Origin of the sequence: Janthinobacterium sp. HH102, from assembly GCF_001758625.2 — a bacterium.
In the GTDB taxonomy this organism is placed as follows: domain Bacteria; phylum Pseudomonadota; class Gammaproteobacteria; order Burkholderiales; family Burkholderiaceae_D; genus Janthinobacterium.
The window spans coordinates 5,073,314-5,086,924 of sequence record NZ_CP062062.1 but is presented as its reverse complement, the minus strand read 5'-3'; the positions used below and the strand labels follow the sequence as shown (position 1 = coordinate 5,086,924).

General features: G+C 62.2%; 9 protein-coding genes. 4 read left to right on the top strand and 5 right to left on the bottom strand.

Annotation, left to right across the window (positions count from 1 at the left end):
• Nucleotides 1-50 precede the first annotated feature (50 nt).
• Nucleotides 51-1,199 (top strand): pantetheine-phosphate adenylyltransferase, encoded by a 1,149-nt coding sequence (gene coaD / locus JAB4_RS23135; RefSeq protein WP_070221452.1) that lies wholly within the window; start codon nucleotides 51-53, stop codon nucleotides 1,197-1,199.
• 2 nt (nucleotides 1,200-1,201) lie between these two features.
• On the opposite strand, the gene JAB4_RS23130 is transcribed toward coaD, so the two are convergent.
• Complete coding sequence (locus JAB4_RS23130) at nucleotides 1,202-1,801, bottom strand: 2-hydroxychromene-2-carboxylate isomerase (protein ID WP_070221451.1); 600 nt, start codon at nucleotides 1,799-1,801, stop codon at nucleotides 1,202-1,204.
• 15 nt (nucleotides 1,802-1,816) lie between these two features.
• The gene (locus tag JAB4_RS23125) at nucleotides 1,817-4,015 is read right to left on the bottom strand and encodes an OsmC domain/YcaO domain-containing protein (RefSeq protein ID WP_070221450.1); all 2,199 of its coding nucleotides are present in this window, start codon (nucleotides 4,013-4,015) and stop codon (nucleotides 1,817-1,819) included.
• 255 nt (nucleotides 4,016-4,270) lie between these two features.
• On the opposite strand from JAB4_RS23125, the gene JAB4_RS23120 reads away from it, so the two are divergent.
• On the top strand, nucleotides 4,271-4,666 hold the full coding sequence (locus JAB4_RS23120) for a glyoxalase/bleomycin resistance/extradiol dioxygenase family protein (protein WP_070221449.1): 396 nt from the start codon (nucleotides 4,271-4,273) through the stop codon (nucleotides 4,664-4,666).
• Nucleotides 4,667-4,784: 118 nt separating this feature from the next.
• On the opposite strand, the gene JAB4_RS23115 is transcribed toward JAB4_RS23120, so the two are convergent.
• Both JAB4_RS23115 and JAB4_RS23110 read right to left on the bottom strand, forming a co-directional pair.
• Complete coding sequence (locus JAB4_RS23115) at nucleotides 4,785-7,187, bottom strand: TonB-dependent receptor (RefSeq protein ID WP_070221448.1); 2,403 nt, start codon at nucleotides 7,185-7,187, stop codon at nucleotides 4,785-4,787.
• Nucleotides 7,188-7,364: 177 nt separating this feature from the next.
• A complete protein-coding gene (locus tag JAB4_RS23110) occupies nucleotides 7,365-8,150 on the bottom strand; it encodes a PhzF family phenazine biosynthesis protein (protein WP_070221447.1) in 786 nt (261 codons plus the stop codon).
• Nucleotides 8,151-8,247: 97 nt separating this feature from the next.
• Here JAB4_RS23110 and JAB4_RS23105 point away from each other — a divergent pair, with 97 nt between their 5' ends.
• Together JAB4_RS23105 and JAB4_RS23100 are read left to right on the top strand one after the other, a co-directional pair.
• Entirely contained in the window at nucleotides 8,248-11,403 is a 3,156-nt protein-coding gene (locus tag JAB4_RS23105; RefSeq protein WP_070221446.1) for an error-prone DNA polymerase, read from the top strand.
• A gap of 39 nt (nucleotides 11,404-11,442) precedes the next feature.
• Entirely contained in the window at nucleotides 11,443-11,916 is a 474-nt protein-coding gene (locus tag JAB4_RS23100; protein WP_071650199.1) for a GNAT family N-acetyltransferase, read from the top strand.
• Nucleotides 11,917-12,081: 165 nt separating this feature from the next.
• On the opposite strand, the gene JAB4_RS23095 is transcribed toward JAB4_RS23100, so the two are convergent.
• Nucleotides 12,082-13,398, bottom strand: a complete 1,317-nt coding sequence (locus JAB4_RS23095) for an FAD-linked oxidase C-terminal domain-containing protein (RefSeq protein ID WP_083287071.1) — start codon at nucleotides 13,396-13,398, stop codon at nucleotides 12,082-12,084.
• Nucleotides 13,399-13,611 lie beyond the last annotated feature (213 nt).

Sequence of the window (13,611 nt, the reverse complement as noted above, 5' to 3'; positions counted from 1 at the left end):
TGGCCCTATATTGTCTGCGAAACAAGCAGAACCAGACCACGGAGCGCAGCATGCAGAGAATCGGATTTTCAGGAACCCTCGACCCCATCACCAACGGCCACATGTGGGTGATCGGTGAAGCGCGTTCGCTCGCCGACGAGGTGATCGTGTTCCTGTCGCAAAACCCCGCCAAGCGTCCCCAATTTCCCGCCGAAGACCGCAAGCGCATCATCGAGCAGAGCGCGCGCGAGTGCGGCTGGGACAATGTGCAGGTGGTCATCGTCAAGGGCGACTACACGGCGCGCGCGGCGAAAAAGCACGGCTGCGACTACCTGATCCGCGGCATCCGCACGACGGCCGATTTCGACTATGAAAACCTGATCCAGCAAACCAATGTGGACGTGTTGCAGGGCGCCAAGACGATCTTCGTCATGCCGCCGCGCGACCTCGGCTCCGTCAGTTCCAGTTTCGTCAAGGCGCTGGAAGGGCCTGTCGGCTGGAACTGGACCATGAAGAAATTCGTTCCCGGCCCCGCCTACCAGGCATGGATACTCGACTGCCTGCGCAAGGAGTGGGAAGCGCTGTGGCACTACGCGACCGCCTCGCAGGCCGACATCGCGCTGGCGGATCACTGGTTCGCGCACCTGACGGGACCGCAGGCGTATGGCGGCGCGGACCGCCACTATCACAACCTCGACCATCTGGTGCACGGCCTGTCCGAAATCCGCGTGTGGGCCGACAACACCTATACGCCCAAGCGCGACAGCGCGCTGGTCAAGAAGGCGTTCTGGTTCCACGACGCCGTCTACAGCCACGACGACGACGCCCTGTATTCGAGCGAAGAGGCGAGTGCCCAGCTGTGGCTGGCCAGCGGCCTCGATGCGGGCGACAACCAGGATGTGGCGCAATTGATACGTGCCACCGACCATTTCCAGGGCCCCGGCATCAGCCACGCGTTGAAAGACGCCATGCTCAGCGCCGACCTGGCCATCCTCGGGCAAGATGAAGAAGTGTATCAAGCCTACACGCAAGCCATCGGAAGAGAATACGCGCACGTGGACCCCGCGCGTTTCAACGAACAGCGGGGCCTGGCCCTGCAGCATCTGTGCGCCAAGGCGCAGGCGGGCCAGCTGTTTGGCGATGCGTATTTCGCTGACCAGTACAACGAGCGGGCGATTGACAACATGCAGAAAGAGATCGCAGCGCTGGCGGGCGGCTGAGTTTAACGGCGGCTGGCTGCCGCATGCGCCAGCGCATCGTCGAGCCGGTCGTTGCCCCAGAAGAGTTCGCCGCCGCTGAGGAAACTGGGGGCGCCGAACAGCTTCAGCGCTTGTGCCTGCTCAGTCTGGCGGCGCAGCCGTAGCTTGTTGTCCTGCGTCAAAGCCAGCGCCAGGGTGGCGCGTGCATTGAGGCCCAGCCCTTCCAAAGCCTCGCTGACGGCTTCGAGGTTGTCGATGTCGCGGTCTTCGGCGAAATTCATCGTCATCATGCTGCGCGCAAAGGGCGCAATCCAGCCCTGGTCCGCGCCGATCAGCGCCACGCGCATGGGCAGCAGGGCCGTGCGGGGGAAGGTGCCCGGTTGCCGCCATGGCAAGCCGTACTTTTCGCACTGGCGCGCCATGTCGCGCCACATGTAATCGCCCTTGAGTTTTTGCAGGATGAAGGGCGACGTCTCCCAGCCCAGCGCCTTGAAGACGACGCCCAGCAGGAAGGGTTTCCAGATCACAGGGACCTGCTTTTCACGCGCCAGCGCTTCGATGCGCATGGCGCTCAGGTAGCTGTAGTTGCTGCCGAAATCGAACCAGAATTCCAGTGCCGCCATGGTATCGCTCCCAGGTCAGGCCGCAGCCGCCCTGGCGCGCGCCGCGTGCAGTTTCTTGAAGCTGTCGATCAGGCGCTGGTGCCTGTCGAGGCCTTCCAGCTGCATGCTGGTCGGGGTCAGGCCGAAGAAGCGCACGCTGCCATCTACCGAGCCCAGCACCGCGTCCATGCGTTCCTTGCCAAACATGCGGCGGAAATTGACGACGTAATCGTCCAGCTCCAGTTCGTCATCGAGTTCCACTTCCAGCACCACGTTCAAGGCTTGATAGAACAGCTTGCGCTCGAGCGTGTTGTCGTTGTACTGCAGGAAGGTTTCCACCAGCTCTTTTGCTTCCTCGAATTGCTGCAAGGCGAGATGAATCAGCAGCTTCAATTCCAGGGTCGTCAGCTGGCCCCACACCGTGTTTTCGTCAAACTCGATGCCGATCAGGGTGGCGATGTCGCCGTACTCGTCGAGTTCGCTGTTTTCCAGCCGGTCGAGCAAGTCTTCCAGGCTGGCATCGTCCAGCTGATGCAGGTTCAGGATGTCGGCGCGGAACAGCAGCGCCTTATTGGTGTTGTCCCAGATCAAATCTTCGACCGGATACACTTCCGAATAACCGGGCACGAGGATGCGGCAGGCGGTGGCGCCCAGCTGGTCATACACGGCCGTGTACACTTCCTTGCCCATGCCGGCGAGGATGCCGAACAGGGTCGCCGCTTCCTCGGCATTCGAGTTTTCGCCGTGGCCGGAAAAATCCCATTCGACAAAATCGTAATCGGCCTTGGCGCTGAAAAAGCGCCACGAGACGATGCCGCTCGAATCGATGAAGTGTTCGACGAAGTTGTTCGGCTCGGTGACGGCTTCGCTGGCAAACGTCGGCTGCGGCAAGTCGTTCAAGCCTTCGAAACTGCGGCCCTGCAGCAATTCCGTCAGGCTGCGCTCGAGCGCCACTTCCAGGCTCGGGTGCGCGCCGAACGAGGCAAACACGCCGCCCGTGCGCGGGTTCATCAGGGTGACGCACATCACCGGGTACACGCCGCCCAGCGACGCATCTTTCACCAGCACGGGGAAACCCTGTTCTTCCAGCCCCTGTATGCCCGCCAGGATGCCCGGATATTTCGCCAGCACTTCCTGCGGCACGTCGGGCAGGGCGATCTCGCCTTCGATGATTTCGCGCTTGACGGCCCGTTCGAAAATTTCCGACAGACATTGCACCTGGGCTTCGACCAAAGTATTGCCGGCGCTCATGCCATTGCTGACATATAGATTTTCGATCAGGTTCGACGGGAAATACACGACCTCGCCGTCGGAATGGCGCACGTATGGCAGCGAGCAGATGCCGCGCTCGGCATTGCCGGAGTTGGTGTCGATCAGGTGCGAGCCGCGCAGTTCGCCATCGGGGTTGTAGATGTCGAGGCAATATGCGTCGAGAATTTCCTTCGGCAGCGCATCCTTGCGGCCCGGCTTGAACCAGCGCTCGTTCGGGTAATGGACAAAATCCGCGTTGGCGATGTCCTCGCCCCAGAACGAACCGGCGTAGAAATGGTTGTTGCTGAGGCGCTCGATATACTCGCCCAGGGCCGACGCCAGCGCGCTTTCCTTGGTTGCGCCCTTGCCGTTGGTAAAGCACATGGGCGAATGCGCATCGCGGATATGCAGCGACCACACGTTCGGAATGATGTTGCGCCACGAGGCGATTTCGATCTTGATGCCCAGGCCCGCCAGCAGGCCCGACATATTGGCGATGGTCTGTTCCAGCGGCAAATCCTTGCCGACGATATAGGTACTCGCGCCCGGGGCGGGATTCAGGGCCAGCAAGGCCTGGGCATCGGCATCCAGGTTCTCGACTTCTTCAATGAGGAACTCGGGGCCCGTCTGCACGACTTTTTTCACCGTGCAACGGTCGATCGAGCGCAGGATGCCCTGGCGGTCCTTGGCCGAGATATCGGCCGGCAGCTCGACCTGGATCTTGAAAATCTGCTGGTAACGGTTTTCCGGATCGACGATATTGTTTTGCGACAGACGGATATTTTCCGTGGAAATATTGCGCGTATCACAATACAACTTCACGAAGTACGCGGCGCACAGTGCCGACGATGCCAAAAAGTAATCGAACGGGCCAGGCGCCGAGCCATCGCCCTTGTAGCGGATGGGCTGGTCGGCGATGACCGTAAAATCGTCGAACTTGGCTTCGAGACGCAGCTTGTCGAGAAAGTTGACTTTAATTTCCATGAGGTAATCCAATACTGTGCTTATGAGTTAGGCGCTATTATCCTTGCTTTCCGCCGCGGGACAAAGATTGTTCGCCGCGGCAGCGCTGGCCGGGAGCGGTCCCCCCCTGTTGTCGTGACAATGCATGAGTTTTTCGGTTCGATAAGTGGCTATCCTCCATGGGAGCAGTACCGGGGTGTTGACCGCCACTGGGTCCCATGCGGGTTCACCGTCTTTTTACTTTCGCGTTGCCTACATTACTGTAAGGATGAGCTGATGCAATTGTCTAATTATTTATTCTTTACCACGACGTGCGAACAAGCACTGGGGTTCTACACGCAATGCGGGCTGGGCAAGATTACCGAGGTATTGCGATTTGGCGTCGATGGCATGCCTGTCCCGCATGAAGCCATGCGCGGGAAAATCATGCATGCACGGTTTGAGGGGCCAGGCGTGTTGTTCTTTGCTTCGGATAATGATGATGCGGAGCCAATGCGAGGGTCTGCGCATATTTTGCAGATGAAGGACAGGCAGTTAACAAAACAGCTGTTTGACAAGTTGGCGGATCAAGGTGTGGTCACGACACCGCTCGCCGTACAGATTTGGGGCGATTATTTCGGTAAATTGACCGACCGGTTCGGGGTGCAGTGGATGTTGAACTGTCCTGTCTGAATTGCCTAGACGAGGGGGAACCATCCCTCGTCCAGCGTCTGCCGACCGGGAGTTGATGCAAAAAAACAGCGGCTGCCCATGCCGGCGCAGCCGCTGTTTCTTCAGGTGGACACGGCGATCAGAACTTCACCCACAGCCGTCCGAAATACGAGGCGCCGTTCAGGCCGAACTGCACGCTGTCGTATTTGAAGCCGTTATCCGTCTCGTCCGCGTTTTGCGTGGTGGGCTTGACGTTGAAGATGTTGTTGCCGCCAAAGGTCAGCTTGGTATTTTTATTGATGCTGTAGGTGAAGCTCAGGTCGGCCGAGGTCTTGGCCGCGTAGCGGGCGTTCGGTACGCCCTCGGCCGTGCCGCTGAAGGTGCCCAGGGTTTGCGGGCCAAAATAAATGATGCGCAGGTCCGACTCCAGCTTGCCCGTGATGTAGTCGAAGCCCAGGGTGGCTTTCGAACGGGGGCCGCCCTGTTCGATGAACAGGCGTTCGCGTTCGGACAGCAAGACATCCTCGAAGCCCGTCAGCGAGGCGGGCGTCTTGACTTTCGTCACTTCCGTTTTGCTCAAATTCAAGGCCAGGAAGGTGTTCAGGCGGTTGCCGGCGAATTCTCCCTTGTGCGAGGCCGTCAGGTCCAGGCCACGCGTGCGCGTGTCGATGGAGTTGACGAAGAATTGCGCTTCGCCCACGCCCAGCAGGGCCAGGCGCGCGGCCAGGTCCGGGTAGTTGTCGGCATTGAAGCGGCCCGACAGCACGATGCGGTCCTTGATCTTGATATTGTACAAGTCGGCCGTCACGGAAATGGCTTGCGTCGGCGTCCATGTGGTGCCGAACGTAAAACTGGTGGATTTTTCCTCTTTCAGCTTGGGAATACCGGCCGCATTGGCGACGGTGCCACCGTTCGGCGCCAGCACCACGTCGGTAGGCACGCCGCCGATGAAGTCGGTGAAGGTGGACGAGAAATACACTTGTTGCAACGATGGCGCGCGGAAGCCCGTGCTGGCCGAGCCACGCAGCAGCACGTTGGGCGCCACTTTATAGCTGGCGGCCAGCTTGCCCGTCACGGTGGAGCCGAAATCGCTGAATTTTTCGTAGCGCAGGGCCGCCTGGGTTTTTAGGCGTTCCGTCCAGTCCAGTTCCACATCGGCATACGCGGCGATGCTGTGGCGCTTGGCCTTGGTGGCGTCGCCGGGCTGGAAGCCGGGAAAGCCCTGGCTGCCCGCATTGCCGCCCATGCCCACGCCGTCGGCATCGATGTAGGAGTTCGGCTCGCCGGCCATGATCTTGTATTCCTCGCTGCGGTACTCGGCGCCGAAGGCCACGTTCATGCCGCTCATCACCGTGTCGTAGTAGCGGCTGAAATCGGCGTTGCTGGTCAGCTGCTGGAACGAGAAGCCGCCCGCGTCAAAGCTGCTGGCGCTGACGCCCTTGCCGCCGTTCATCAGGTCGAGGTTGGCGATCGAGGCGTTCAGGGTATGGCTGATGTCGTAGCGCATCTTGTTGTAGCCATAGGTTTGCGAAAAGTCCGCATGCCATTCGCCGATCTGGCTGCGGTGGCCGATGGTGGCGTACTGGTCGTCGATCTTGCCGTTAATGAACGGTACGAAACCGTCCGGGTACATGGCGGCCGAATTGCGCGCAGGGATGTCGTCGCTGCCGATGCCGCCCCGGCCGAACGCGGCGCTGGACGCGTCGCGCGTCTGCGCGCCGGCCGTGAAGTACAGCTTGCCCGTGCCGCTGGTGGCGTAGTCGCCATTGACGTACAGGGTCTTGTTCTTGGACTTGGTGTCGCCGATGATGCGCATGCTGTCCGCGTCGGCCCGGTTCGAGCGGCCCCGGTCCAGGTATTCGCCCGTGATGGCAAGCGTGCCCTTGTCGCCCAGCGCGATGCCGCAGTAGGCGGAGGTCATGTAATTCTTGCCGTCGCCTTCCGAGTACTGGCTGTAGCCGGCCACCGCTTCGCAGCCCAGGCTTTTCTTCAGTTCGATGTCGATCACGCCGGCAATGGCGTCCGAGCCGTACTGGGCGGCCGCGCCGTCGCGCAGCACTTGCACGTTCTTGATCGCCAGCAAAGGAATCGCATTCATGTCCGTGCCCGTGTTGCCGCGGTTGCGCGCACCGAACAGGTTGACGAGGGCCGTCGTGTGGCGCCGCTTGCCATTCACCAGCACCAGGGTCTGGTCGGAGCCGAGGCCGCGCAGGGCGGCCGAATCGATCAGGTCGGCCCCGTCGGCGCCCGTCTGGCGCGTGGAGTTGAACGAGGGCGAAATGTATTGCAGCGATTGCGCCAGATCAAACTGGCCGCCTTGCTCGGCCACCCGGGAAATGGGGATGATATCGACGGGCACCATGGTATCGGTGGCGGAGCTGGCGACCCGGCGCGAGCCGACCACACTGACCGTTTGCACGGGACCGTCCGTGGCGGCCGCTTCCGTGCTCTGGGCCATGGCGGCGGGACTGACGGCGGCCAGGGCGGCGCTGCCGTACAGGCTGATGAGGATGGCTTTACGCAAGGTGGTGAGGGTCGGCACGCAGTATCTCCAAGTGGCTGATGAGCAAGATTCGTGACTTGATTCTAGTGCCATCATTTCAGCATTCACCAGCGATACTTTGTTTTGTTATTACAAATTTGCTGTAACTGTTGTTTCCTGGTTGATTCTCTTTTGGCCGCTGCCGGGCTTGCCTTGTACTGGTGCGTGATGCCCCGTTCAGGTGCTGCGTTGCACCATGCCGCCCACCCAGATTGCCTGCGTGCTGTATTGCACCTCGATCAGACACGGCTGCTGCGTCACGTAGCCCTGATGCAGGCGCAGCGACTGTTGTCGGTGCGCTGACAGCGCGCCCGCCGCCACGCCCGTGGCGCTGTCTTCCAGCGCCGGATCGCGGTGGTTGAAGTTGCGCCCTTCATATTCATGCTCGCCCGTGCGGCAATACGCATAGCAGCCGCTGACCTGATGCAGGGCGCTCCAGTCGGCGATCAGTTCCAGGTTCGGCCGCAGTGCGCGCAGGGTGGTGCGGTCGGCCACTTCCAGCAGCAGCTTCGGGCTGCCGACGGAGGCGATCACGGGCGGCGACAGCAAGTGCATGTGCTGGCCCATCAGTTCCGACGGCACATATTTTTCCAGCATGACGACCGGTGCCGGCTGCGGCGCCAGGCCGATGAAGAATCCTTCCGCGCGGCGCGCCAGTTGCAAGGCTTGCCCGCGCATGGCCGTGCTCACCGTCAAGGTTGCCGGGGCGCCGGGCGCCGTCAGCAGCACATGCGCGGCGGCCAGGGTAGCGTGCAGGCACAGGGGGCTGCGCGTGTGCGGATAAAAATAGTCGAGCGCGATGGCACCGTCCGCCTGCCGGTCGAGGAAGACGCAGGCGCTGACCTGGCGTTCGCGTGCGAAGGTCTGGCGCGCCGTTTCGCTGCTGCCGTCGTTTTCCACGACCAGTGCCGCATTGCCGCCGCCGGGTACGGCGCCGAAACATTTTAATAAGTGAACGATCATGGCGGTCGAGGCAAAGGGTAAAACACCAGCATAAACGATAAGGGCGATTCCAGATGAGTATAATATACTGTGTTTATATACAGTATTGAGGTAGATCATGTGGGGCGCCGTCTTACCCGAGTATGCTGAGTTGTACTGCCTGAGCAATTTCAGCTTCCTGCATGGGGCCTCGCATGCGGAAGAGCTGGTGGCGCGCGCAGTCCAGCTCGGTTACAAGGCGTTGGCCATCACGGACGAGTGCTCGCTGGCCGGTGTCGTGCGTGCCCATGCGGTGGCCAAGCGGGCCGGTTTTCCCCTGATTATCGGCGCGCATTTTCATTTGACGCAGGCCGACGGCAGTCCGGGGCCGTCCCTGCTGGCGCTGGTGCGCGATATCGACGGTTACGGCAACCTGTCGGAATTGATCACCATGGCGCGCACGCGGGCGGCCAAGGGGCGCTATCTGTTGACGCCGGACGATTTCACGGCGCCGTCGCCGGAGTTTGCCCATTTGCGGGGGCTGCCCGGCTGCCTGATGATCTTGCTGCCTGGCTATCCGGCCAAGGCGGAAACCGTGCGCGCGCAGGGAGAGTGGATGGTGGCTACTTTTGGCAGCGAACGCAGCTGGATCGGCCTGAACCTGCTGCAGCGGGCGCAGGATGACGCGCACCGCGGCGCCGTGCAGGAGGCGGCGCAGGCGCTGGGCTTGTCCGTGGCGGCCGTCGGCCACGTGTGCATGCACGTGCGGTCGCGCAAGCCCTTGCTCGACACCCTGTGCGCGATCCGCGTGGGCAAACCCGTGGGCGAGTGCGGCTATGCGCTGGCGCAAAATGCGGAACAGCATCTGCGCGCGCGCTTGCGCCTGGCCAATGTGTATCCGCCGCAAGCGTTGGCGGAAACCGTGCGCATCGCCAAACTGTGCACATTTTCCCTCGACAGCTTGCGCTATGACTATCCCGACGAGTTGGTGCCGCACGGCCACACGCCGGCGACGTATCTGCGCGAAGAAACGTATGCGGGCGCGCGGCTGCGCTTTCCGCTCGGTATTCCAGCCAACGTGCAGGAACAGATCGAGCAGGAGCTGGAGCTGATCCGGGATCTTTCCTACGAAGCGTATTTTTTGACCGTCTACGACATCGTGCGCTTTGCGCGCTCGCAAAACATCCTGTGCCAGGGCCGGGGTTCGGCCGCCAATTCGGCCGTCTGCTATTGTCTGCACATCACGGAAGTGGACCCGGCGCGCGGCAATTGCCTGGTCGGGCGCTTCATGTCGCGCGAGCGCAACGAGCCGCCCGATATCGACGTCGATTTCGAGCACCAGCGGCGCGAAGAGGTCATCCAATATATCTACGGCAAATATGGGCGCGAACGGGCCGCGCTGGCCGCCGTGGTGATCAGCTACCGGCCGAAGAGTGCCTTGCGCGACAGCGGGCGGGCGCTGGGAATCGATCTGGCCATCGTGGAAAAAGTGGCCAAGGCGCATCGCTGGTTCGACGGCAAGCGCGATCTGCTGGAGCGCCTGGCCGAATGCGGGCTGGACCCGGAAGCGGAATTGTCGCAGCAGTGGGCGGGCCTGGCGCAGCAGCTGCTGGGCTTTCCCCGCCATCTGTCGCAGCATCCGGGCGGCTTTGTCATCGCTCAGGGAAAGCTGTCGCGCCTGGTGCCGATTGAAAACGCGACCATGGCCGAACGCAGCGTCATCGAGTGGGACAAGAACGACCTGGAAGAACTGGGCTTGATGAAGGTCGACGTGCTGGCGCTGGGCATGCTGTCGGCCCTGCGCCGCGCCCTGGAACTGGTCAGTGGGCGGCGCGGCGAGGAATTTCGCCTGCAGGATATTCCCGCCGAAGACCCCGCCACCTACGACATGATGTGCCAGGCGGACACCATCGGCGTATTCCAGATCGAGTCGCGCGCGCAGATGAGCATGCTGCCCCGGCTGCGGCCCCGTGAATTCTACGACCTCGTCATCGAGGTGGCGCTGGTGCGCCCCGGCCCCATCCAGGGCGGCATGGTGCATCCTTATCTGCAGCGGCGCCAGCAGAAAGAGCCGGTCGAGTATCCGAAGGGCCTGGACAAGGCGCTGGGACGCACCCTGGGCATCCCGATTTTCCAGGAACAGGTGATGCAGGTGGCCATCATCGCGGCCGATTTCACGCCCGGCGAAGCGGACCAGCTACGGCGCGCCATGGCGGCCTGGAAACGCAAGGGCGGCATGAACAATTACAAGGAACGCATCGTCGAAACGATGGTCAAAAATGATTATGAACGCAAGTTTGCGGAAGCCATCTTCAGCCAGATCGAGGGCTTTGGCGAATACGGTTTTCCGGAGTCGCACGCGGCCAGTTTCGCGCTGCTGACCTACGCCAGTTCCTGGCTGAAATGCCACGAACCGGCCGTCTTTCTGTGCGCCTTGCTCAACAGCCAGCCCATGGGTTTTTACAGCCCTTCGCAACTGGTGCAGGATGCGCGCCGCCATGGCGTGCAGGTGCTGCCCGTCGACGTGGCCGTCAGCGGCTGGGAGGCGGCGCTGGAAGCGCCGGCAGGGCAGGGCGGGCAGCGTGATGCACCGGCCGTGCGCCTGGGCTTGAATAGCCTGTTCGGCATGCGCGCGCAGGCTGCCCAACGCATCGAGGATGCGCGTGCCATCGCCGCCTTCGTCGATGTGGCCGACCTGGCCCGCCGTGGCGGCCTGGACCGCCATGACTTGCAAGTGCTCGCTGCCGGCAACGCGCTGCATGCGCTGGCCGGGCACCGGCGCGAAGCGCTGTGGCAGGCGGCCGGCGCCGTGCCCGACAGGGACTTGCTGCGCGATACCACGCAAGAGGAAGATTTGCCCGTGCTGGCCGCGCCGACGGAAGGCGAGAGCATCGTCAGCGACTACCGCGCGCAAGGCCTGACCCTGGGCCGCCACCCGCTGGCGCTGTTGCGCAAACAATTGCTGGAACAGCGCTTCATGCCGGCGTCCACGCTGATGACGTACACGAGCGGGCAAGTGGCGCGCGCCTGCGGCATCGTCACCGTGCGCCAGCGTCCGGGCACGGCCAAGGGCGTCATCTTCATGACCCTGGAAGACGAGACGGGCACCGTCAACGTCATCGTCTGGCCCGACCTGGTGGCAAGCCAGCGGCGTGAAGTGCTGAGCGCGCCGCTGCTGGGCGTGTACGGTGTTTGGCAAAGGGAAGGCATCGTGCGCAACCTGGTGGCCAAGCACCTGGTCGATATGTCGCACTTGCTGGGGCGCTTGCGGACCAGCAGCCGCGATTTTTGCTGAGAGTTGCCGGCGGGGAGGAGTGCATGGCATTATTTGAATATGACGACACTCCCCGAACCGACACTGCGTCCCGCCCTGGTCGCCGACGCGCCCGCCATCGTCGCCCTGATCGACGACCTGATGCCCTTTTTGACCCTGCACCCGGACGGCGCGGGGGCGGAAAAGTTCATCGAGAACTGCCGCCAGCCCGCCATCGAAGGCTATCTGTCGCTGCCCAATTACGCCTACCAGCTCGCGCATATCGACGGCGTACTGGCCGGCGTGGTGGCCATGCGCGACAACACGCATCTGTTCCACATGTTCGTGCCGCGCGCCCTGCACCGGCGCGGCATGGCGCGCCGCCTGTGGCAGGCAGCCCGCGACGCGTCGCTGGCCAAGGGCGATGTGACGGCCTTTACCGTCAATTCCTCGGCCTACGCCTTGCCCCTGTATCAAAGCCTGGGCTTTGTCGCCACGGGGCCGAAGGTGGAAACGGGCGGCATCGCTTTCGTGCCGATGCGCATGGAATTGTAAAATGGCCAAGGCTGGGGTCAGACCCGGCGGGTCTGACCCCATTTTTTGCTTGCGGGCTTATGACTCTGATGACGGCGTAGAAATTAAGCCAACGGCAAGGACTGGAGACGTACCCAGAGAGGGCATTTTCCCAGTGGGAAAAATGCCGATCCCGAAGGGAGCGACCTACCATCTGACAATCTTCCCCGGATTCATGATGTTCTTCGGATCGAGCGCGTGCTTGAGGGCGCGCATGGTGTCGATGGCGCCCTCGCCATGTTCTTCCACGAGGAAAGCCATCTTGTGCATGCCCACGCCATGCTCGCCCGTGCACGTGCCGTCCATGCCGATGGCGCGCGTGACCATGTCGCTGTTGACCTTTTCGGCGCGCGCGATGTCGGCCGGGTCGTCGGGGTCGACCAGCATCTGCACGTGGAAATTGCCGTCGCCCACGTGGCCGATGATGGCATAGACGAGGCCCTGCGCCTCGCAATCGGCCTTGGTGGCGAGGATGCATTCGGCCAGCCGCGAAATCGGCACGCAGCAGTCGGTGGAAATGGCGCGGCTGCCCGGCCGCATCTGCAGCAGGGCGAAGTACGCGTTGTGGCGAGCGGCCCACAGGCGCGAGCGCTCTTCGGGTCGGCTGGCCCACTCGAAATCGCTGGCGCCATGTTCCGCCGTGATGGCTTGCACCAGCTGCGCCTGCTCGGCCACACTGGCCGGCGTGCCGTGGAATTCAAACAGCAGCAGCGGCTTTTCCGGCAAGGCCATCTTGTCGTAGGCGTTGATGGCTTTCACGCCATTTTCATCGAGAAACTCGACCCGTGCCACAGGAATACCCATCTGGATGGTCTGGATCACGGCGCTGACGGCCTCGCCCGTGCCGGGGAACGAGCACACTGCGGCCGAGATCGCTTCCGGCAGCGGATACAGTTTTACCGTCACTTCCGTGATGATGCCCAGGGTCCCTTCGCTGCCGACAAATAAACGCGTCAGGTCGTAGCCGGCCGACGATTTTTTCGCCCTGGTCCCCGTCTTGATGATGCGCCCGTCGGCCGTCACCACCGTGAGGGCCAGCACGTTTTCGCGCATGGTGCCGTAACGCACGGCGTTCGTGCCCGAGGCGCGCGTGGCCGCCATGCCGCCCAGCGAGGCATTCGCGCCCGGATCGATGGGGAAGAACAGGCCCGTGTCGCGGATGTCCTCGTTCAGCTGCTTGCGTGTCACGCCCGCCTGCACGGTGGCCGTCAAGTCTTCATTGTGCACGGCGACCATGTGATTCATTTGCGACAGATCAATCGTCACGCCGCCATGCAGTGCCAGCACATGGCCTTCGAGCGAAGTGCCGCTGCCGTAGGCGATGACGGGCACGTCGTGCGCGCTGCACAGCTTGACGGCGGCCGCCACTTCCTCGGTGGAATGGGCGAAGATGACGGCATCGGGCAGCATGGGGGGATAGCTCGACTCGTCGCGGCCATGGTGTGCGCGCATGGCTTGCGTCATGGAAAAGCGGTCGGCAAAGATCAGGGAAAGTACGGCAGCAAGGGATACGGGCAGCGGTTTTTTCAGTACCGCCAACTGGTCAGTTTGATTCACGCAAGTCCTCCGTTTTTTTTATTCTACTCCGCGCCCGGGGATTTCACTGAAGCGCCAGTTAATTTTTTGCCGCTTGTAAAAAAATCCGCATGGCGTGCCGTGCATTGGTTGTAAATGAGA

What these genes read in the sequence shown, in the direction of transcription:
- JAB4_RS23125 (WP_070221450.1), bottom strand. Translation starts at nt 4,015, where the DNA reads ATGGAAATTAAAGTCAACTTTCTCGACAAGCTGCGTCTCGAAGCCAAG.
- JAB4_RS23130 (WP_070221451.1), bottom strand. Translation starts at nt 1,801, where the DNA reads ATGGCGGCACTGGAATTCTGGTTCGATTTCGGCAGCAACTACAGCTAC.
- JAB4_RS23100 (WP_071650199.1), top strand. Translation starts at nt 11,443, where the DNA reads ATGACGACACTCCCCGAACCGACACTGCGTCCCGCCCTGGTCGCCGAC.
- JAB4_RS23120 (WP_070221449.1), top strand. Translation starts at nt 4,271, where the DNA reads ATGCAATTGTCTAATTATTTATTCTTTACCACGACGTGCGAACAAGCA.
- JAB4_RS23110 (WP_070221447.1), bottom strand. Translation starts at nt 8,150, where the DNA reads ATGATCGTTCACTTATTAAAATGTTTCGGCGCCGTACCCGGCGGCGGC.
- coaD (WP_070221452.1), top strand. Translation starts at nt 51, where the DNA reads ATGCAGAGAATCGGATTTTCAGGAACCCTCGACCCCATCACCAACGGC.
- JAB4_RS23105 (WP_070221446.1), top strand. Translation starts at nt 8,248, where the DNA reads ATGTGGGGCGCCGTCTTACCCGAGTATGCTGAGTTGTACTGCCTGAGC.
- JAB4_RS23095 (WP_083287071.1), bottom strand. Translation starts at nt 13,398, where the DNA reads ATGACGCAAGCCATGCGCGCACACCATGGCCGCGACGAGTCGAGCTAT.